Origin of the sequence: Qipengyuania aquimaris (genome assembly GCF_020171965.1) — a bacterium.
In the GTDB taxonomy this organism is placed as follows: domain Bacteria; phylum Pseudomonadota; class Alphaproteobacteria; order Sphingomonadales; family Sphingomonadaceae; genus Qipengyuania; species Qipengyuania aquimaris_A.
The window spans coordinates 1,102,413-1,121,684 of record NZ_JAIUZK010000001.1; the positions used below are offsets into that span (position 1 = coordinate 1,102,413).

Consider the following 19,272-nt stretch of genomic DNA (forward strand, 5'->3'; position numbering starts at 1 on the left):
CCGAGCACCCGCGCTTTCAAGCTTTGTGATCCGCTGCGCATGCTAGGCGCGCTTCGCGAACCATTCCCTTACGGATTCTTGCGTTTCGTCGGACAAATGCAGGCCAAGCTTGCTCCGGCGCCACAACACATCCTCGGCAGAGCGGGCATATTCGCAATCGACGAGATAGCGCAGTTCCGCCTCGTAGAGATCGCCGCCCAAATGCATGCCAAGCTCGTCGAGGCCTTGTGCATCGCTAAGTACGCGATCGATCCGGGTTCCGTAGGCGCGGCACAACCTCAAGAGCATTTCCGGCGGAACCCAGCTGAAACGGTCGCTCGCTTTCCAGAGGAACCTGGCAAAGTCACCTTTTTCTATGTCGCCGCCAGGCAGGGGCGCGTGTGCGGTCCAACCCTGCGACGGGATTTCGGCGTGGTCGGCGAGCTTTTCGAGCGCGTGTTCTGCCAGCTTGCGATAAGTCGTGATCTTGCCGCCATAGACCGACAGGATCGGCGCGCCGCCTTCGGCCTCGATCTCGAAGACGTAATCGCGCGTCACCGTGGAATTGGACTTGGCATTGTCTTCATAGAGGGGCCGCACGCCCGAGTAGGTGTGCACGATATCCTCTTCGGTGATCCCGCTCCTGAGATAGCGGGTCGCCGCCTCTCGCAGGTATTCGCGCTCTTCCGCGGCGATCTCGACATGATTGAGGTCGCCTTCGTATAGAAGATCCGTCGTCCCGATCAGGGTGAAATCGCGTTCATAGGGAATGGCGAAGACGATCCGGTCATCGGCCTGCTGGAATATATAGGCATGGTCGCCGGAGTAGGCGCGGGGCACGATAATGTGGCTGCCCTTCACCAGCCGCAGATGCGCCGGCGTCCCTTCGCCGAGCGCGGACTTGGCAACCTTGTCCACGAAAGGACCGGCGGCGTTCACTACCGCCTTGGCCTCCACCACACGCTCGCCGTCGGACCCGCCCAAAGTGGCGACCCAATGGTCGGCTTTGCGCTCCAGCGCGGTGCATTCGGTTCGCGTCCACACCTTCGCGCCGCGCTCTTCCGCGTCCATTGCGGTAAGGACGACAAGGCGAGAATCTTCCACCCAGCAATCGGAATATTCGAAACCGCTGGTCAGGTGATCCTGCAGGATCGCGCGATGTGGCGGATCGCGCAGGTCAACCTTGTGCGAGCCCGGCAGCGTCTTTCGCCCGCCGAGACGGTCGTAAAGGAATAGCCCCGCCCGCAGCATCCACTTCGGCCGCATCCCCGGCTCGTGCGGCAGGACGAAACGCAGCGGCCAGATGATATGCGGTGCATTCGCGAGCAGCACTTCGCGCTCGCGCAGGCTTTCCGCCACAAGCCTGAATTCGTAGTGTTCGAGATAGCGCAGGCCGCCGTGGACCAGCTTGGTGCTGGCCGATGACGTGTGCGAGGCCAGGTCGTCCTTTTCGACCAGTGCGACCGACAGGCCGCGCCCTGCCGCGTCGCGGGCGATACCGGCCCCGTTGATGCCGCCGCCGATTACAAGGAGGTCGAAGCGGTCGCTCATCGTGCGCGGAAAAGCCGTCCTGCCACCGCGTCGAGCTTGGCCATCAATTCCCTGTCGTGCTGGTCGGGCGCAGTGATCACCGCATCGTCGAGCGCGCGGTCAATCGGCGAGGGACTGCGCTTTTTCGGCAGCCCCTTGCAGAACGCCACCAGCGCTTTCTTCGCCAGTTCCGAATTCTTTTGCATCTGGGCCACGATTTCGGCGACGTCGACAGTCGCCTCGTCATCGCGCCAGCTATCCCAGTCTGTCACCATCGCGAGCAGCGCATAGGGCAGTTCGGCTTCGCGGGCGAGCTTGGCTTCGGGCATGCCGGTCATGCCGATCACCTCTGCCCCCCAGTGGCGGTAGAGCTTGCTTTCCGCGCGGGTGGAGAATTGCGGGCCTTCCATCGCCAGATATGTCGCGCCGGTGGTGACGTCGCCGCCCGATTTCTCGACCGCCTTGCCGATATGTTTCGACAGGCGGCTGCAGACCGGATCGCCGAACGGCACATGCGCGACGAAACCGTTGTCGAAGAAGGTCGAGGCGCGGCCCTTGGTGTTGTCGATGAACTGGTCGACCGTCACGAAGCGGCCCGGAGGCAGCTCTTCCGACAGCGAACCGACCGCGCTGATGGCGAGAATGTCGGTGCAGCCCGCCCGCTTCAGCGCATCGATATTGGCGCGCGCATCGATCCGTCCGGGAATGATCGGGTGGCCGCGTCCGTGGCGCGGCAGGAAGCGGACGCGGACATGGCCGATGGTACCGCACAGGATCTGGTCGGACGGCTCACCCCAGGGCGAGTTGATCTCGATCCATTGCGCGTCTTCCAGCTCGTCGATCGCATAGAGGCCCGACCCGCCGATGATGCCGATGGTCCAATCGCTCATGTATCCATATCCTGTTTCGTGCCCTTCACCGCAAAGCCGGCCCTTGCGGACCTAGCGCGTGAGTGTGCGCGAGCTGTTAACGCCTGGCGATTGGGTGACGAAGGAAAGCGCAGGTGTAAAGGGAGAAGGGAGGAACACCCGCGGACAGTGCGCCGTTGTCGATGCGCAAACCTATTCATGCCTCCTTGCGGACCCCGCCCTTGACTCGCAGCCCCCTTTTCCCGGCATTTATGCACCGAACCTCAGCTGGAGCGCGCATTTGACCGATCTTTCCCCCCTCTCCTTCGACACGCTGGCCGAACGGCTGCGCGAACTGCATGCGAGGACGCAGGAAACCCCGCTCTTCAATCCGGTGTTCCAGCTTGCCCATGATCTCTCGCGCCAGCTGGAAGCGGGGGAGCTGTCGCTCGAAGATCTGGCGGGACTGATCGAGCAACTGGAAGGACAGGCCCTCGAAGTGAGAGCCGACCATTTGCGCGACCTGGTATCGCCCGACGCTGCGCCGCAGCGGCTCGACACTTTCTGCAAGGATGCCGAGGATTTCGATGCCTTCGCCGCGCATTGGGCCCATCCGCAGCTGCATGTCGTCTTCACCGCGCACCCGACCTTCCTGCTCCCGCCGGGACAGACCGCCGCCGTCGCCAAGGCCGCCGGCGAAGGCGTGAAGGTGGGCCACCCCGATGGCGTGCGTGCGCAGATCACCCTCGACTACGAGCATGGCGAGGCGATGGCCGCGCTGGCGCACGCCCAAGAAGCCCGCGACCGGATCGTCACCTCGCTCTACGATTGCGCCGCCAGGAAGTGGCCCAAGCGCTGGCGCGAATTGCAGCCGCTGCCGTTCCACTTCGCCAGCTGGGTCGGCTATGACATGGACGGGCGTACGGATATCAAGTGGTACACTTCGATCCGCTTCCGCCTGTCCGAAAAAGCGGAGAGGCTGGGCCGCTATGCCGACCAGCTCGCCGCGATCGATTCCGACCATCCGCTCGTTGCCAAGCTGCGTGCCGCACAGGCCCACACGCTGCGCAGTGCGGAAGACTTTGCGGGCGACCTGACCGACCCGAAAGACCTGTCCGAGGCTGCCAATCGCCTGACCGCCGACCATGACGACAAGCTCTTGTCGCTGGCCCCGATCATCGAACAGCTGGAAAATGAAGCTGCGGACGAAGCGACCGAAGAAGCGATCGCGTTCAAGACGCTGGCCGCCGCCATGCGCGCCGATGGGCTGGGCATGGGCCACATTCACTTCCGCGTGAATGCCAAGCAGCTTCACAATGCCATTCGCACGCGGATCGAGAATGGCGAGGAACTGGACCTCGGCAGCCAGGGTGCGCTGGGTGCCCTGCGCGACCTGCTCGCCAAGGCCAAGCCGCTCTCGGCCAATTTCGCCTCGCTCGCGATCGAAAGTTCGACCGCCGTGCGCCAGTTTCTCGCCATGGCGCAGATCCTCAAGCACGTGGACGCCGATGCGCCGATCCGCATGCTGGTGGCGGAATGCGAACAGCCCGCGACCGTCCTTTCGGCGCTCTATTTCGCACGCCTGTTCGGCATCGAGGACAAGGTCGATGTATCGCCCCTGTTCGAGACCGAAAGCGCACTGGAACATGGCGGCCGCTTCCTCGACGCCCTGCTCGCGGAGGAAGCCTATCGCGACTATGCGCGCCTGCGCGGCAGGGTCGCGATCCAGACCGGTTTTTCCGATGCGGGCCGTTTCGTCGGGCAGATCCCTGCCAGCCTCGCGATCGAACGCCTGCAGGGCCGCCTAGCCGAAGCGATGGCCGCCAATGGCCTGACCGATGTCGCCGCGCTCGTCTTCAACACGCACGGCGAGGGCATGGGCCGCGGCGCGCATCCTGCCAGCTTCAAGGATCGCCTCGAATGGCCGATGAGCCCCTGGGCGCGCCGCCGGTTTGCGCGCGCGAACATCCGGCTGGAACCCGAGGCGAGCTTTCAGGGCGGTGACGGCTATTTGTTCTTCTCGACGCCCGAGCTGGCGCTGGCGACACTTTCCGAAATTGCCGAGCGCGCGCCGGCGACGGCGGACCTGGAAGCGCCGACCGATCCTTTCTATCGCCGGACCGACCTCAGCCTCGACTTTTACCGGGCGATCAAGGATCACCAGCAGGAGCATTTGGAAAGCCGCACCTACAGCCGGGCGATTACCGCCTTCGGCCTGGGCCTGCTCAATTCAACCGGCAGCCGCGTGTCGCGCCGCCAGAGCGATCTCAACGCCGACCGCGAGATGAGCCTGCGTCAAATCCGCGCTATCCCGCACAACGCCATTCTCCAGCAATTGGGCTATCCGGTGAACATTATTGCTGGTGTCGGGAGCGCGGCCGAAAGCAATTACGAGGATATTGCAGAGCTACTGCGCGAAAGCCCGCGCGGCCGCCAGATCATGCGCCTCGTGCGCGCCTCCAATGCGCTGGCCAGCATCAAGACCGTGGCGGCCTATGGCGAGCTGTTCAATTCCGCCTACTGGGCGAGCCGCCCCTATCGCGGGACGGAAGACCATCTTTCGCGCGCTTGCGAGGCGCTGGCCGAATATCTCATCCAAGACGATCGCAACGGCGTATTCCGGCGGCTTGCCTCGCGCCTGCGGGTCGACGCGCTCAAGCTTCATCGCCTGTTCGATCTCGTGCCGGACGAAGAACCGCATCCTGAACGCGAGCACACGCGCCGCATGATCGGCGTGCTCCAGGCAGTGCGGCTCGCCCTGATGCAGCACATGTTCCTCAAGATCGTGTCCGTCCCGGTCTTCAGCCGCGCCAACGACATCAGCCGGACCGACGTGCTGGAAATGGTCTTCACGCTGCGGGTCGACGAAGCGCTCGCGCAGCTGCGCCGTGCCTATCCCACCAGCTTCCCGCGCAAGACCGATTTCGCGATGGACGAAGGCGGCGAATACCCGCGCGGAACCGGCGAAGGGTATGACGCGATCAGGGCCAATTACATCGACCCGATCGAGGACGCGCACAATCTATCGCTGCGCATCTCGACAGCGATCGCGAACCTGTTCGGCGCTCACGGATAAGGGTCAGGCAAGGCCCCAGCGTTCGAGGGCGGGTGAGATGAAGACCTCGTCCCGCTCCCCCAGCAGGGCCTTGCGTGCCGCGCGATAGGCGTCGACCGCAGTGCCGTACTGGTCGCGGATGTCTGCCGCATCCATCTGCGCATCCTTGCCCCAGTGCATGGTGAAGGGGATGCCCGCCTTCTTGAGGAGATATTGCAGGCGCCGCGCAGCCACATGCGCGTCGGTGCCGAGCAGGAAATTCTTCGGCAGCCCGTCGATATTGATGATGGCGTTGTTGTCGAATTTGAGGAAGCCCATCTCGGCGGGGCTCTTCTTCGCAAACCGCACGGTATAGACGAAATCCTTGCTGAAGGTCCGGATGTTGTCCTCGGTCCCCGCAGCCATCTCGCGCGCAATCCGCAAGGCTTCTGGCAGGCGCTCCAGCGGCACTGCGAAGGCCGCATTGTAGACATCAACCCTCAGCCCGAAAAGCCGGTGCGGCTCCCACTGAGCCGTCAGCTGCGGAAGCGTGCGCGGCACGTCGCGCTCGTCGCAGGCATGCTCCTTGAAGTCGTCGAAAATCATGCCGGGCACATCGATCAGATCGCGCAGGCGGGCCTCGATCATTTCAGGAGCGAGCGGGTTCTCGGTGATCTGCTTCACCCCCTTCGCCGCCTGCTCGCCCAGCGCTTCGAACGATGTCCGGCTGACGGGGGCGGCATCTAGGACAGGCTTGGCCGTCGTCTCGATGTCGAGCCAGATCGTCTCGAGCACTTCTTCGTCCTCCGCTGCGAACGGGTCGAAGGTCAGCTCGTAATAATGCGGCGTGCGGCCCTGGGTTATGTCGCCCATCGCCTCGGCAAAGCGCCCTTGCGCGATGAGGTCGGCCCAGTCGGCAGGGAGCACGCGAGCACGCTTGACCAAGCCGCAGTAAAACTCCTCCACCGCTTCGATGAGGTAGGCCGAAACGAAACCCATGCCGCCGAGATGGACCCGCGCAGCCGCGAAATGGGTCGGATCGCGGGGAGTGGCAAACCGCTGGATCCAGGCTTCCTTGAGGACGGGCTTGTCAGGATCGCCCAGCCATACCGCCTCGCCCTTGCCGGTCGAGAGAACCATGCCCCTCACATGCGTTTCGCAGCCCGTTTCATCGAGCGTCGAGCCGTGCGATCCGGTGGCCACCATGCCCGCAACGCTCTGGCCTTTATGCGAACCGGCCGTGCGCAGCGAAAGGTCGCGCTCCGGCTTGCCGAGCCAGTCCATCAGCCGGTGTATCTTCGTCCCTCCGGTGACCAGCACATAGCGACCGCGGTTCTTCACGCTGTCGAGGAATGCCTCGTCGGGGACCGGCCAGATGCCTTCGTCGCCATCGGTCGTCACATGGCTGGAAAGACCGTGGAACAGCTTGCTCTGCGACCAGCCGGACCCGGTCACGCACAGCTCGCGGTCGCGCTTGGCCTCGTAGTCGATGAGCTCGCCCATCGCGTCCCGTCGCTGCGCAAGAACGCTCGCCACGTCATCGCCCGAATCTTCGTGAATATCGACCGTCCGGCGCATGAATTTGAAGATCGAGCGGTGCTCGTTCACCCACGGCCCGCCACGCTTGCGTTCGATGCGCATCAATTGTTCCCCCGATGTCGTCCCTCTCCAATAGGCATTACAGCGTAAACCCTATAGGCAAAATCCGACTGGTGGCTGTCGAGGGGGCAAGCGACGATGCTGGAAAACCTGTTTTACCTCGTGGTGGGCTTCTGCCTGCCGTTCCTGTTCTTCTTCATCGGGCGCAAGCTGTTCAACTGGGGACCGCACGAGGTTCCCTGCAGCCACTTCCACGACCATGTGCACGAGGCAGCGCCCAACCGCTTCATCCGCGACATACAGCGCGATGCGCCCACTCCGCACAACCAGTCGGTCATCGCCAAAGCCGGGCACGGCCATCATGCCGGTCATGACAGCGACCCGCTCGGCGACGATCTCGAAAAGCTGGTCGAAGAATGCGCATTGCATGGCCACGACGAACATGGCCGCAAGCTCGCGCATGACCCGGACGAGCCGCACAATGCGCCGGGCGCGAAGGTGCTGATGCTTTCGGGCGGGGGGCAGTGGGGCGCTTATGGCGCGGGGCTTTTCCGCACCATGCACGATGCCAGCGGCCGGGACCTCGCGATGCGCGACGTGAAGATCATCACCGGCATTTCCACCGGATCGCTGCAGACCCTGCTGCTTATGGTGGCGCTGGACGAGTCCCAACCGGTGCAGACCCGGCGCTATGCGATGGACCGGCTGGAGTGGGGCTATTCTCCGCGTACCGAGCGCGACGTGGTGCGCAACACCGGCCTTGAAATGCTGCCCTTGCGCGGTGCGCAGGCGGGTACTGCGCCGCTACGAAAGCGCATTCGCAACGCCATATTCGAGAACGGAGATGCCACTCTTCTCGACGCACTGCGCCAATCGAAGATCGCCGGCTACATCGGCTTCGTCGAGGCGAATTGCGGCCTGTTCCATTATGTCGATGTGCGCGGCCTGGTTCGCGACGAACCCGACAACGAAAAGGCGGTCGACGCCTTGAGCGCTGCGGCGATGGCATCTTCCGCTATGCCGGTGTTCCACCAGCAGCTGCGCGTGACCGGGTCCAGCAAGGGATCCCGCGCGCTATACGATGGCGGCGTCAGGCGCTCTGTCTTCTTTGAAAGATCGATGGAGCGGATGCACCAGAGCGTGTGCCGCCACGCCGGCCTGCCGGAGGATGAACATCCCAACGGCGCCGAAAGGCGGGCGGTCACCCCCGCCTTCTTCGTCGTGCGCAACGGGCCGACGACGCGCGTGGCGGATCCCGGCCTCGATACGAAGGATGGCCCGATCCTCAACGGGAAGCGCGGGTATGACCTACTGGTCAATGAAAGCGAAGTGGGCGCCATCGCCGGCTTGCGCCTTTTGAACCCCTATGGCGACATCTATCTCACCACTGCCGACCAGTGGGATACGTTCGACTGCCAGTGCGTGGAGGCGGACTGTTCGAAAGGCACCGAGATGTTCAAGCCCGGCTTCATGGCCTGCCTGCGCGATCTGGGCCGCCACAAGGTCCAGCGCAATGGAGGCGCCTGGTGGTCCATGAGCCCGATCGACAACCGCTGAACCGTCCCTCGCCGGAACAAATGTCATAAACTGCGAAACCTTTTGCCGACGAAGGTATTCTGACCCGCAAAGGGGAAGAATTTTCGTGTCGCTATCCAATCGGATCCTGATCGTCGACGACGAGGCCTTGATCGCCTTCGATTTCGAGATGACTCTCGTCGACGCCGGTTACGACGTCCTGGGACCGGCCACCTCGCTCGACGAGGCGCTCGACATGGTGAGCGAAGAAACCCCGCGCGCTGCGGTGCTGGACATCGATCTCAACGCCCGTCCCGTATGGCCCCTGGCGCGCAAGCTTCGCGAAAGCGGCACGCATATCGTCTTCGTCAGCGCGAACCTGCGTCACGAAGAATTGGCGACCGAATTCAAGAGTGAACCCCGCCTCGACAAGCCGGTTTGCGAAAGCGACCTGCTGAAAGCTCTCAAGCAGGGCTTGGCGGAGCGGGCGGCCCACTGTCACTGAGCGGGAAGACCAGGCTACGCCGGTAGCCGTTTTCCGCCTTCTCGCCTTCTACCCGTCCCGATAGCTGCCGCGCGGTTACTTCGAGCAGGCGGGTGCCGAAACCCTTGCCGGTGCCGTCTTTCCCCGTGCTCCCGTTTTCAATCCAGTCGAGGCGCAAGTCGTTGTCTTCGACCTGCCAATTGACTGTCACGGATCCGCTTTCATCGCCCAACGCCCCGTATTTGGAGGCATTGGTCGCCCATTCATGGAGGATAAGTGCCACCGAAGTCAGCTTGGCGTTGGGAATGTCGACGTCGGGCCCGTCGAATTTGAGCTTCTGGTTCTCATGCGACGGTGCAAGTACCGTCTCGAGCAATTCGCGAAGTCCGACCGAGCCGCCATCCGCATGACGCGTAGTCAGGGCATGCGAGCGCCCGAGCGCGTGGATGCGATTGCGCAGGTCTTCTGCAAAATCGTCGAGATTGTCCGCCTCGCGCCGCGAGATCGCGACCATGGCCGCGATCACCGCAAACAGGTTCTTCACCCGGTGGTTCATCTCGCGCAGCATGATCTCGCGCTCGGCAAGGATCTCGCGTTCCGCCGTGATGTCGTAGGTCACGCCGATGAACTTCGCGCCTTCGCTACTCATGATGCGCCGTCCCAGACCATGCAGCCAGCGCGTGCTGCCGTCTTTAAGCGGCAGGGAGAATACTTCGTCGAAGTCTTTCTCGCCATCCATGGCGCGGCGTAGCGCGGTATTGATGCGATCCCGGTCCGGTCCCGGTAGCTTGGCGAGGATCGGTTCCATGGTGTCACCTTCATCGTCGCCCAAGTCGAGCAGGAGCCGCTCCGTCCTGTCGAGCACTGTGCGATCGGTAGCGGGCTCGTACTCCCAGATACCGATCTTCGCGACTTCTAGCGCCAGGCGCAGCCGTTCGCGTTCCTCGCGCAGGTCGCGTTCCATCGTCAACGCGTCGGTCACATCGGTGAAGACGATCGTTGCGCCGTCGATTTCGCCGTCCATCTGGCGGTAAGGGATGATGCGTCCGATATACTCGCGCGACCCGTCTTCCAGCGAGGTGTGGTAATCCTCCGAACGCCCCTGCGCGGCAGCGGCCTTGGCCATGCGCAGATAGCTCTGATCCTTCAGTAGCGAAGGCAGAACATCGAGATGGCGACCGACATCGCGTTCGTCGATCGGGAAGATTTGCGTAGCCGCCTCGGTGAAGCTGCGCAGGTTGAGATCGCCGTCGACAACCAACACCATCAGCTCGGTAGTAGCGAAGAAATTTTTCAGATCGGCATTGGCGACCGTCACCTGGTCGACCTTGGTTTTCAACTCGTCGTTGACCGTCGTGAGCTCCTCGTTAGTCGACTGGAGCTCCTCGTTCATCGACATCATTTCTTCGTTGCTGCTCTTGAGCTCCTCGTTTGTGGTCTCAAGTTCCTCCACCGTCGAACGCAGGCGGTGGCGGGTATTCTGCAGTTCCTCTTCGAGGAATTGGAGTTGGCCATCCCCGATTTCGAATTCTTCGAATTCCGCTTCATCGAAGGGTTGCAAGGCACCCGTTTCGCGGATGACGATCAGATAGCCACCAGGACCGATAGGTTCGCACAGGACCGAGGTCTTGATCCGGCCGAATTCGGTCGTGATTTCCTGATCACGCGCAACGAGGCGCGTCTGTCCTTCGACGACCTTGCGCAAGAGTGGTCCGATAACCTCGCGCAGGCCCGGACGCGCGAGCGTGGGAACGTGAACAGTGCGTTCGAGTCGGTCGGGGAATTCCAGGTATCGGCCTGCCGCGCCCCATTTCTGCAGCAAGGTTCCTTCCTGGTCCACGATCAGGCTGACGGGAGAATATTTGTCGGCAATCCGGCGCAATGCCGCGATTTCTGTATTGCCTGTAGGGCGCGGTTCCGACTGGGCGTCGCTGCGCTCCCGCCTGCGGACGTACGTCGGTGCATTAGTCTTGGCGAGTTGCAGGTTGTAGCTGCTCTTCACGTTCCGGCGCTTGAAGATGCGGGCGCTCTGGTCCACCGTCTCGAACAGGTCATCGAACCGTCCGATCCCTTCCGAAGTACCGAGGAAAAGGTAGCCACTGTCTCGTAAGGAAAAATGGAACAGGGGCAGCACGGTTTTCTGCAGTTCCTCGTTGAAATAGATCAGCAGGTTCCGGCAGGAAACGATATCGATCTTCGAGAACGGCGGGTCGCGCACGACATTGTGCAGGCTGAAGCGTACCATGTCCCGGATCTGCGGGGTCATGGAGAAAGTATCCGTTCCGCCGATCACATAATGATGTTGGTATTCGGCAGGGATATCCGGCAGCGCAGAGGCCGGATAGGTCGCGCTGCGCGCGATATCGAGCATCTTGTCGTCGATATCGGTCGCGAAAATCTGGATGTAGGGTCGCTTGTCTTCGCGGCGCATCGATTCCGCAAACAACATCGCGATCGTATAGGCTTCCTCGCCGCTCGAACAGCCGGGAACCCAGACCCGCACTTCCTGCCGGTCGCGGGCATTGCGCACGATGGTTTCGATGACTTGCGCGTGAAGCGTCCTGAAATCTTCGCCATCGCGGAAAAATTGCGTAACATTGATCAAGAGGTCCTGGAACAGGGCCTGGCATTCGTCCCCATCGGACCGCATGCGGTCTATGTATTCTCCTGCATCCTCGATCGAGAGGACCTGCATCCTTCGGGCGACCCGACGCACAAGGGTGGAGCGTTTGTAGCGCGAAAAGTCATGCCCCACCGTTTCGCGCAAGACCTCGCATAGCTCGTCGATCCGGTCGGCGACCTCGCGGGCCTCGCCTTCGATCTCTTCGGTCGGTGCCCGATCAAAAAAGTCGCTGACGACATCGATAATATCGGCAGGCTTTGCAGTAACATCGACCAGTCCGGTCGCAATCGCAGAGACAGGCATCCCGTCATACCGGGCCGTGTCCGGATCCTGGGCTACTGCCAGGCCACCATTTTCCTTGATCGCGCGCAGGCCCCGGCTGCCGTCTGCACCGGTACCAGAAAGGATAACGCAAGCGGCCAGATGATTACGGTCGTTGGCGAGACTATCGAAGAAATCGTCGATCGGCCGGCGCTGGCCACGCGGATCGGAAAACTCGGTGAGTTTCAGCACTCCATCCGTCACTGCAAGCCCGTGGCCCGGCGGGATGACATAGATGTGGTCGGCCTCGAGAACTTCTCCGCCCTCGGCCTGGGTAACGGTCATGGAGGTGTAGCGCTCGATCAGTTGTGCCATGAGCGATTCGTGCGTGGGGTCGAGATGCTGGATGATCACGAACGCGAGGCCTGTTGTCTCGCTGCGCGCGCCAAAAACCTCGCGGAGCGCCTCCAGTCCTCCGGCCGACGCCCCGATAGCTACGACGGGCACACCCTTTTCCAGACCCTCGCTCACAGATACCCCCTAAAGTCGGACAATCGCATTTCCGCGATTATCGAATGGCTGGATGCCAGTTGTTCATAGGTGCCCAGCATCACCATGCCCAATTCCCCGACCACCTCGCGCAGGCTTCGAATGTCCTGCTTCAACGCGGTCTCGTACATTTGCAACGCATCGTCCCCGCGCTGCGCCACCTCGAATTGGGAGCCCAGTATGTACACGATTTCATTGCGTAAATTTAGCTTTGACAGATAAATCAGGTTGAGAAAAGGCGTCCCGTCGGCCTTGACGTTAGGCACGAGGAATTTGCCCTCGCTCAAATTGGGGTTGGCGATAAAATCGTGCATCCGCTGGCGCACGGGACCGGCTCCGCCCGCAGGCTGGAGGAAGCGGCAATTCCTGCCGAGCGCTTCACTTGCCGAGTAGCCCGTCATGGCGGTGAAAGCCTTGTTCACGCCGACGAGCGGGGCATCCTCCATGCGAAGATCGGCCAGCGACAGCGAGACCTTGCTCTTGTCGAGCACGGTTCCCAGAGCTTGCGGTAGCTCGCCGTCCTTATCCAGCCATTGCATCGATCACGCTCTCCGGCCGCCCGAATCCTTCCGGTGCAGCAAGAAAGGTCTAAGCCCGCTATGCGGCAGCGACAAGCAATGTTGCCGATGCCTGCCCGCAGCTTCATGATCGGGAGATAGGGGACTGTTGGTGCGGTCGAGAAGACTCGAACTTCCACGGCCTTGCGGCCACAACGACCTCAACGTTGCGCGTCTACCAGTTCCGCCACGACCGCACACAGTCAAATCCGGTAGCGAATCCCGCATGCGCAGGAGGCGTGCTACCGCCGGTAGGAGCGCGCCACTAGCAGCGAGACTGCGCCCCCGCAAGCACCTTGTTCATGCAAATTCTAAAGCGGCGCCCAACCCACGTCGGCATAGACCGCATTGCGCGGCACTTGCGTGCTCGCCTCGTCGATCGTCACCGTTTCGCCCGGCGCCAGGGTCGGCTGCGGCGGCTGGACGATCCAGGTGAAGACCTGGTCCTCGCGCTCGTTGAGCATGACGATCTGGATCGGCGGAAGGTCACGGCTTTCGCGAGAGGTGTTTTCAACCTCGATCCGGGCGGAAAACAGGTAGGTCTTGTTTTCGAGTTCGCGCCAGCTTTGCGCTTCCGGAGGGAACCGCAATTCGAGATCGGGCTGAGCCTGCCCGAAAGTCGGCTTGTCGACCGGCCACCAGGACGGCGTGCCGAATTGCGTGATGGCGACTACCGCGCCAAGCGCCAGGACCGCGAATATCGCGGCGGCCCAGGTCCACAGCTTCATCATGTTGCGGCGCGGACGGAAGGGCGGTGAATGATCGAAGCGCGACACGAAGTCGCCCTCGTCATCATCGGTATAGACCGGCGGGGTCGGCTCTACGTCGTCGTAGGAAGGCGGATGCGTCTCGTCGAAATCGGGCGCCACTTCGCCATCATTGGCAGAAACGTCCTCGTCATCCAGACCGGCGTCGCCTTCATCGAATGTGAAGCCTGGGCGGGCCTGCACATCCTCTTCCGTGACCGGCGGCGGCGGAGGAGGAGGAGGGGGTGGCGGCGGAGGCGGCGGCGGTGCAGCGGCCTCGCTCGCCTGAACCCCTTCGACATCTGCGCCATCCTGGAACCAGGAGTGCTTGCATTTTGCGCAGCGAACGGTCCGGCCGTCCACACCGATTGCGTTGTCGGGAACGACATAACGCGTGCTACAGGCGGGACAGGCGATAATCATGGTGGATGAAAGCCTTACGCATTGGTGCGAATCGCGACAAGCGGCGCATCTGTGCGTGAAAGCCCCAAGCGGCTTTTTTCCACATCGAAGCGCGGTTATAGGCTCCAATTGGACGATGTCGGCCCTAATTCACCTCTTTTTCTCGGCGAAACCAGGCCGATGAGCGCAAAGGAAAGCGCGATCGTGCAGTTCGACAACGTCGGATTGCGCTACGGCACCGAGCGCGAGGTGCTGTCGAATATTTCCTTCACCCTGTTTCCGGGCCGGTTTTATTTCCTCACCGGCGCCAGCGGGGCGGGGAAGACTTCTCTCCTGAAACTGCTTTATCTCGCCCAGCGCCCCTCCCGCGGCGGGATGCGCATGTTCGGCACCGACGTGATTACCATGCCGCGCGACGAATTGCCCGGCTTCCGCCGCCGCATGGGCGTGGTCTTCCAGGATTTCCGGCTGGTCGACCACCTGTCCGCATTCGACAATGTCGCCTTGCCGCTGCGCGTATCGGGAGTGAGGGAGCGCGACCTGGCCGGGCCCGTCAACGACATGCTCGACTGGGTCGGGCTGGGTCACCGTGCCGATGCACGGCCCGCGACCCTTTCCGGCGGCGAGCAGCAGCGCGTTGCCATTGCGCGCGCCGTCATCGCCCGCCCGGAAATCCTCGTCGCCGACGAACCGACCGGCAACGTCGATCCCGAAATGGCGCTCAAGCTCATCCGCCTGTTCGAGGCGCTCAACCGGCTGGGCACGACAGTCGTCGTCGCGACCCATGACTACCAGCTGATCAGGAAAGTGCCCGAAAGCCTTATCATGCGGCTGGACAAGGGTACGCTTTCCGATCCGACCGGAGCGCTGCGCTATCCGCCCAAGCGCGCGCCGAGCGGGGTAGAGGCATGACCGGCAAACCTCCGACCCTGGGCCGAGCGGTCGATCGGGGCCTCGCTCCATTCCGCGGGCGCAGGGCGGCAAGCCTCCTTCCGCGCACGCGCCTCGGAGGACCGGTGCCATGGGTCATCGCGATCATGGTCGCGCTCTGCGTCCTTGCCGCAGGTGGCGCGCTGGCCCTTTCCAATCTCGCCGCCAGCGCCAGGGGGGACCTCGCCGGTAGCGCTACGGTCCAGATCATCGAGGCGGACAATGATTTACGGGCCGAACAGGCGCGCCGCATAGCCGGCCTGCTGCGTGAGGATCCGGCGGTAACGGGCCTGCGCATGGTGCCCGAGAGCGAAGTTGCCGCGCTGCTGGAGCCCTGGCTGGGGTCCGGTGAAGCGGTCGATGCCGTCCCGCTGCCCGCCCTGATCGATCTGGAACTGGCTGCGGAAGTGGATGACGATGCCCTGGCGGAGCTGGAAACCCGGATCGCAGCCTATGCGCCGTCCGCCCGGATCGACAGCCAGGAAACGTGGCTCGCCCCGGTGCTGGACGCATTGCGCACCTTGCAGTTCATGGCCTTGTCCCTGATCGGGTTGCTTGCCTTTGCCGGCGTGGCGGCAGTCTGGCTGGCCGCGCGCAATGCCCTCGGCGGCAATCGCGATACGATCGAGATCGTCCACTTGCTCGGCGGCAGCGATGCACAGATCGCCAGCGTGTTCCAGCGCTCGATCCTGCTTGATGCGATCGCAGGCGGGCTGCTTGGACTGGTGCTGGGCGCAGGGGCGATAGCCCTGCTCGCCAACAGGTTTGCCGCGCTTGATTCGGGTATGGTTGCAGGCGGGTCACTGTCCGCGATCGATTGGGTCATATTGGCCATGGTCCCGCTTTTCGCCGTCGTCATTGCAGTCTACACGGCACGCATGACCGTCCTCGCATCCTTGCGGAAAATGCTGTGATCCTTCGCTTCGTCGCCGCCCTCGTGCTGCTCTACACCTTCGGCTTCGTCGCCTTTTCGGTGACCCTGCCCTCGCCTGCCAAGGAAGTAGAGACCGATGCCGTCATCGTGCTGACGGGCGGGCCGGGCCGGATTGCCCGCGGGCTGGAAGTCGTCGCCGAAGGCCAGGCGCAGGAAATGTTCGTTTCGGGCGTCGACCCGGAGGTCAAGGAAGGCGAATTCGCCGCCCAGTTCGATGTCTCTCGCAGGACGATGAATTGCTGCGTCACTCTCGGGTATCTTGCCGTCGACACACGCAGCAACGCAGGCGAAGTCGCGCAGTGGATGGCCGAAAAGGAATTCACCTCCGCCCGCCTCGTGACGACCGACTGGCATATGGCGCGTGCCTATTCGGAAGTGGCGAGTGTGCTGCCTGCGGAAACCACGCTGGTAAGGGACGCGGTGCCTTCGCATCCTGACCTGCAGACGCTGTTCCTCGAATACAACAAGCTGCTGGCGTCCGAAATCTCGCAGGGGCTGCCGGTCTGATCCGATGATAGTCCTGCGCAATATCGCGTTCTACCTGACGTTCTATTTCGGCTCGATTTTCATCACTGCCGCAGCGCTGGCCTGCGTGCCCTTCTCGAAACCCGCCTTCCGCAGACGGGTAGAGGACTGGAGCGGTTGGCAGCGCTGGTGCATGCGCACTTTCCTCGGCATCGAGCTCGTGATCGAAGGCGGCCCGGTCGAAGGGCCTGCACTCTACGCGGTGAAGCACGAAAGCTTCTTCGAGGCGATCGATGCACCGACGCTGTTCGACAGCCCGGCCGTCTTCGCGAAGAAGGAGCTCCACGGCATTCCCGGCTGGGGCCGCGCGGCGGCCGCCTACGGTCTGATCTTCGTCGCCCGCGAACAGGGGGCGAAAGCACTGATGACGATGATCCGCTCGGCCAAGGCGCGCTCTGCCGAAGGCCGCCCGCTGGTCATCTTCCCGGAAGGAACGCGCGTCCCGCATGGCGAGCGGCGGCGGCTGCAATCTGGCTTTGCCGGAATCTACAAGATGATCGGCCTGCCCGTCGTGCCAGTCGCGGTGAACAGCGGTCCGCTGTACCATCGCGGCCTCAAGAAGAAGGGCACGATCACCTATCGCTTCGGCGAGACGATCCCCGCAGGCCTTCCGCGTGAAGAGGTCGAAGCGCGGGTCCTCGACGCGATCAACGCGCTCAACGACTGATCAGTGGTCGGACCGGCCGAAGTCCGGCCGCGCATCGTCCTGCCCCTCTTCGATGATCGACCGGCGGATCGTGCGCGTGCGGTCGAACAAATCGTGCAGCGTATCGCCATCGCCATTGCGGATCGCGCGCTGGAGCGCGGTGAGATCCTCGGTGAAACGCCCCAGCACTTCGAGCACTGCATCGCGGTTCGACAGGAACACATCACGCCACATGACGGGATTGGACGCGGCAATGCGGGTGAAATCGCGGAAGCCGCCTGCGGAGTATTTGATGACCTCGCCCCGGGTCACATCCTCAAGGTCGGACGCGGTGCCGACGATGGTGTAGGCGATGAGGTGGGGAATGTGGCTCGTCACGGCGAGCACCAGGTCATGGTGCGCGGCATCCATGATCTCGACCTTGGCGCCGAGGATCTCCCAGAATGCGGCAAGGTCGGCGACAGCCTCTTCGGGAGCATTTTCGGGCGGCGTGACGATGCACCAGCGATGGCGGAAGAGTTCGGCAAAGCCTGCTTCCGGACCGCTTTTCTCCGTACCGGCGACGGGATGCGCAGGGATGACCGTCGCATCCGGAAGCGCCTTTGCGAGTGCCGCCGCAACGCTCGCCTTGGACGAGCCCACGTCGCTGACGATCGCGCCCGGTTTGAGCGAGCCAGAGATTGCGCGCGCCGCTTCTTCCATCGCTCCGACAGGTACGCACAGCACCACCAGATCGGCATTCGCGACCGCATCGCTGGCGGTTTCGCATACTGTGGCGACCAGACCTCGCTCCGCGGCCCGTGCACGCACATCGGGATCGGCATCCCAACCCGTGGTCGCTATATGCGGAGCCATCTTGCCCGCCGCGAGGCCGATCGACCCGCCGATAAGGCCGAGACCGATGATGGCGACGCGGTCGATGGTCACGCTGCTGCCTCGCACGCCTTGGCGAGGATTGCCGCGATCTCGCCCATCTGCTCACGCGTGCCGATAGTGATCCTCAACGCATGGGGAAGCCCCTGTGAGGGCAAGTGCCGCACGGCAAAACCACCTTCGGCCAAAGCCTCCAATGCAGCATCCGCGCTCAGCGCGCCTTCGAACAGGACGAGCACGAAATTGGCCTCGCTCGGCTTGGCCCTGAGGCCGTGGTTGCCGAGTGCCGCGATCTGCCGCTCGAAAGCATCGCGCGCGGCAAGGTTTTCTTCGCAGGACTTGCGGACGAAAGCCATGTCCCCGACTGCCGCAAGCGCTGCGCGTTGCCCTGCTGCCGTCACGTTGAAAGCGCCGCGCAGGCGGTTGAGCGCGCCCACGATCTCCGCAGCCCCGGTCGCCCAGCCGATCCGCTCCCCCGCAAGGCCGAACGCCTTGGAGAATGTCCGCGTGACGAGGACGTTGTCGTGCTGCGCCGCCAGCTCCATCCCGCCATCGTCCAGGCCGGGGGCCAGGTATTCGACATAGGCATGGTCGATCACCAGCAGCACATCGCGCGGCAGGCCATCGTGGAGGCGCGCGACCTCGTCCCGGTCGAGCCATGTGCCGACCGGATTGTTCGGATTGTCGAGCAGGACCACGCGGGTCTTGTCGGTTACCGCCGCCAGCAAGGCATCGACGCTGGGGGCGTGATCGTCATCGTCCGCGTAAACGATACTTGCGCCGACCTTTGCCGCGAGCAGCGGGTAGAGCGAGAAGGAATAGCGCGCGCATAGGACCTCGTCGCCAGGGCCCGCATAGGCCTGCACCGCGCCATGCAGCAGCTCTCCGGATCCCGCCCCGCACACGATGCGCGAGGGATCGATCCCGTGGGCCGCGCCAAGCGCCTCGCGCAGGGCCGTGCTGTCGGGATCGGGATAGAGCGCCGGATTGGCGATATCTGCCAGCGCTTCCAGCGCGAGCGGGCTGCAGCCGTGCGGGTTTTCATTGGCCGAAAGCTTGACCAGTTCGCGCCCGTCGCTGCCCTTCGACTTGCCCGGCACATAGGCATGGATCGCCTCGATCCAGGGCTTCATTGTCGGGCGGGCGGCGCTGTCGGCTGTGTCTGTCATCGCGGCTTGTTCGCATGAAAGAAAAACGGCCCTTCGACAAGCACCTGCCTTGGCTGTAGAGGCCAAGG

15 protein-coding genes, 1 tRNA gene and 1 pseudogene are annotated in these 19,272 nt (G+C 63.2%); 7 read left to right on the top strand and 10 right to left on the bottom strand.

Annotated features, from left to right (window positions below; translation table 11 throughout):
* Positions 1–42: 42 nt before the first annotated feature.
* Entirely contained in the window at positions 43–1,530 is a 1,488-nt protein-coding gene (gene glpD, locus LCM24_RS05385; protein ID WP_224803064.1) for a glycerol-3-phosphate dehydrogenase, read from the bottom strand.
* Positions 1,527–2,399 (bottom strand): S-methyl-5'-thioadenosine phosphorylase, encoded by an 873-nt coding sequence (gene mtnP, locus LCM24_RS05390; protein WP_090476772.1) that lies wholly within the window; start codon positions 2,397–2,399, stop codon positions 1,527–1,529. Before mtnP ends, glpD begins: the two co-directional genes overlap by 4 nt.
* A gap of 259 nt (positions 2,400–2,658) precedes the next feature.
* Here mtnP and LCM24_RS05395 point away from each other — a divergent pair, with 259 nt between their 5' ends.
* Positions 2,659–5,433, top strand: a complete 2,775-nt coding sequence (locus tag LCM24_RS05395; RefSeq protein ID WP_224803065.1) for a phosphoenolpyruvate carboxylase — start codon at positions 2,659–2,661, stop codon at positions 5,431–5,433.
* Between the two features lie 3 nt (positions 5,434–5,436).
* Here LCM24_RS05395 and LCM24_RS05400 read toward each other — a convergent pair whose 3' ends face one another.
* Complete coding sequence (locus LCM24_RS05400) at positions 5,437–7,032, bottom strand: hypothetical protein (RefSeq protein ID WP_224803066.1); 1,596 nt, start codon at positions 7,030–7,032, stop codon at positions 5,437–5,439.
* 96 nt (positions 7,033–7,128) lie between these two features.
* Here LCM24_RS05400 and LCM24_RS05405 point away from each other — a divergent pair, with 96 nt between their 5' ends.
* Both LCM24_RS05405 and LCM24_RS05410 read left to right on the top strand, forming a co-directional pair.
* Positions 7,129–8,547, top strand: coding sequence for a patatin-like phospholipase family protein (locus LCM24_RS05405; RefSeq protein ID WP_224803067.1), 1,419 nt, complete (start codon positions 7,129–7,131; stop codon positions 8,545–8,547).
* A gap of 85 nt (positions 8,548–8,632) precedes the next feature.
* Positions 8,633–9,010, top strand: a complete 378-nt coding sequence (locus LCM24_RS05410) for a response regulator (protein ID WP_224803068.1) — start codon at positions 8,633–8,635, stop codon at positions 9,008–9,010.
* On the opposite strand, the gene LCM24_RS05415 is transcribed toward LCM24_RS05410, so the two are convergent.
* From LCM24_RS05415 to LCM24_RS13075, 5 genes and pseudogenes are all read right to left on the bottom strand, one after another.
* Complete coding sequence (locus tag LCM24_RS05415) at positions 8,970–12,404, bottom strand: CheR family methyltransferase (RefSeq protein WP_224803069.1); 3,435 nt, start codon at positions 12,402–12,404, stop codon at positions 8,970–8,972. The genes LCM24_RS05410 and LCM24_RS05415 overlap by 41 nt on opposite strands.
* A complete protein-coding gene (locus LCM24_RS05420; protein WP_224803070.1) occupies positions 12,401–12,961 on the bottom strand; it encodes a PAS domain-containing protein in 561 nt (186 codons plus the stop codon). The genes LCM24_RS05415 and LCM24_RS05420 overlap by 4 nt, the downstream gene beginning before the upstream one ends.
* Positions 12,962–13,089: 128 nt before the next feature.
* Positions 13,090–13,176, bottom strand: a tRNA-Leu gene (locus tag LCM24_RS05425).
* Between the two features lie 114 nt (positions 13,177–13,290).
* Positions 13,291–13,929 (bottom strand): thioredoxin, encoded by a 639-nt coding sequence (locus LCM24_RS05430; RefSeq protein ID WP_224803487.1) that lies wholly within the window; start codon positions 13,927–13,929, stop codon positions 13,291–13,293.
* Between the two features lie 123 nt (positions 13,930–14,052).
* Positions 14,053–14,148, bottom strand: a pseudogene (locus LCM24_RS13075) (MJ0042-type zinc finger domain-containing protein); the annotation flags it as partial.
* A gap of 159 nt (positions 14,149–14,307) precedes the next feature.
* On the opposite strand from LCM24_RS13075, the gene ftsE reads away from it, so the two are divergent.
* From ftsE to LCM24_RS05455, 4 genes are read left to right on the top strand one after another with little or no spacing between them, the layout of a single operon-like run.
* Positions 14,308–15,039: a cell division ATP-binding protein FtsE gene (gene ftsE, locus LCM24_RS05440; RefSeq protein ID WP_090478338.1), complete on the top strand. Its 732-nt coding sequence runs from the start codon at positions 14,308–14,310 to the stop codon at positions 15,037–15,039.
* Positions 15,036–15,971 (top strand): cell division protein FtsX, encoded by a 936-nt coding sequence (locus LCM24_RS05445; protein ID WP_224803071.1) that lies wholly within the window; start codon positions 15,036–15,038, stop codon positions 15,969–15,971. The genes ftsE and LCM24_RS05445 overlap by 4 nt, the downstream gene beginning before the upstream one ends.
* Positions 15,968–16,498, top strand: coding sequence for a YdcF family protein (locus tag LCM24_RS05450; RefSeq protein WP_224803072.1), 531 nt, complete (start codon positions 15,968–15,970; stop codon positions 16,496–16,498). Before LCM24_RS05445 ends, LCM24_RS05450 begins: the two co-directional genes overlap by 4 nt.
* Positions 16,499–16,502: 4 nt before the next feature.
* Complete coding sequence (locus LCM24_RS05455; RefSeq protein WP_224803073.1) at positions 16,503–17,183, top strand: lysophospholipid acyltransferase family protein; 681 nt, start codon at positions 16,503–16,505, stop codon at positions 17,181–17,183.
* On the opposite strand, the gene LCM24_RS05460 is transcribed toward LCM24_RS05455, so the two are convergent.
* Entirely contained in the window at positions 17,184–18,089 is a 906-nt protein-coding gene (locus LCM24_RS05460; RefSeq protein ID WP_224803074.1) for a prephenate/arogenate dehydrogenase family protein, read from the bottom strand.
* Positions 18,086–19,204 carry a pyridoxal phosphate-dependent aminotransferase gene (locus LCM24_RS05465; RefSeq protein WP_224803075.1) on the bottom strand — a complete coding sequence of 373 codons (1,119 nt, stop codon included), beginning with the start codon at positions 19,202–19,204 and terminating at the stop codon, positions 18,086–18,088. Before LCM24_RS05465 ends, LCM24_RS05460 begins: the two co-directional genes overlap by 4 nt.
* Positions 19,205–19,272: the final 68 nt, after the last annotated feature.

What these genes read in the sequence shown, in the direction of transcription:
- glpD (WP_224803064.1), bottom strand. Translation starts at nt 1,530, where the DNA reads ATGAGCGACCGCTTCGACCTCCTTGTAATCGGCGGCGGCATCAACGGG.
- mtnP (WP_090476772.1), bottom strand. Translation starts at nt 2,399, where the DNA reads ATGAGCGATTGGACCATCGGCATCATCGGCGGGTCGGGCCTCTATGCG.
- LCM24_RS05400 (WP_224803066.1), bottom strand. Translation starts at nt 7,032, where the DNA reads ATGCGCATCGAACGCAAGCGTGGCGGGCCGTGGGTGAACGAGCACCGC.
- LCM24_RS05405 (WP_224803067.1), top strand. Translation starts at nt 7,129, where the DNA reads ATGCTGGAAAACCTGTTTTACCTCGTGGTGGGCTTCTGCCTGCCGTTC.
- LCM24_RS05420 (WP_224803070.1), bottom strand. Translation starts at nt 12,961, where the DNA reads ATGCAATGGCTGGATAAGGACGGCGAGCTACCGCAAGCTCTGGGAACC.
- ftsE (WP_090478338.1), top strand. Translation starts at nt 14,308, where the DNA reads ATGAGCGCAAAGGAAAGCGCGATCGTGCAGTTCGACAACGTCGGATTG.
- LCM24_RS05445 (WP_224803071.1), top strand. Translation starts at nt 15,036, where the DNA reads ATGACCGGCAAACCTCCGACCCTGGGCCGAGCGGTCGATCGGGGCCTC.
- LCM24_RS05455 (WP_224803073.1), top strand. Translation starts at nt 16,503, where the DNA reads ATGATAGTCCTGCGCAATATCGCGTTCTACCTGACGTTCTATTTCGGC.
- LCM24_RS05465 (WP_224803075.1), bottom strand. Translation starts at nt 19,204, where the DNA reads ATGACAGACACAGCCGACAGCGCCGCCCGCCCGACAATGAAGCCCTGG.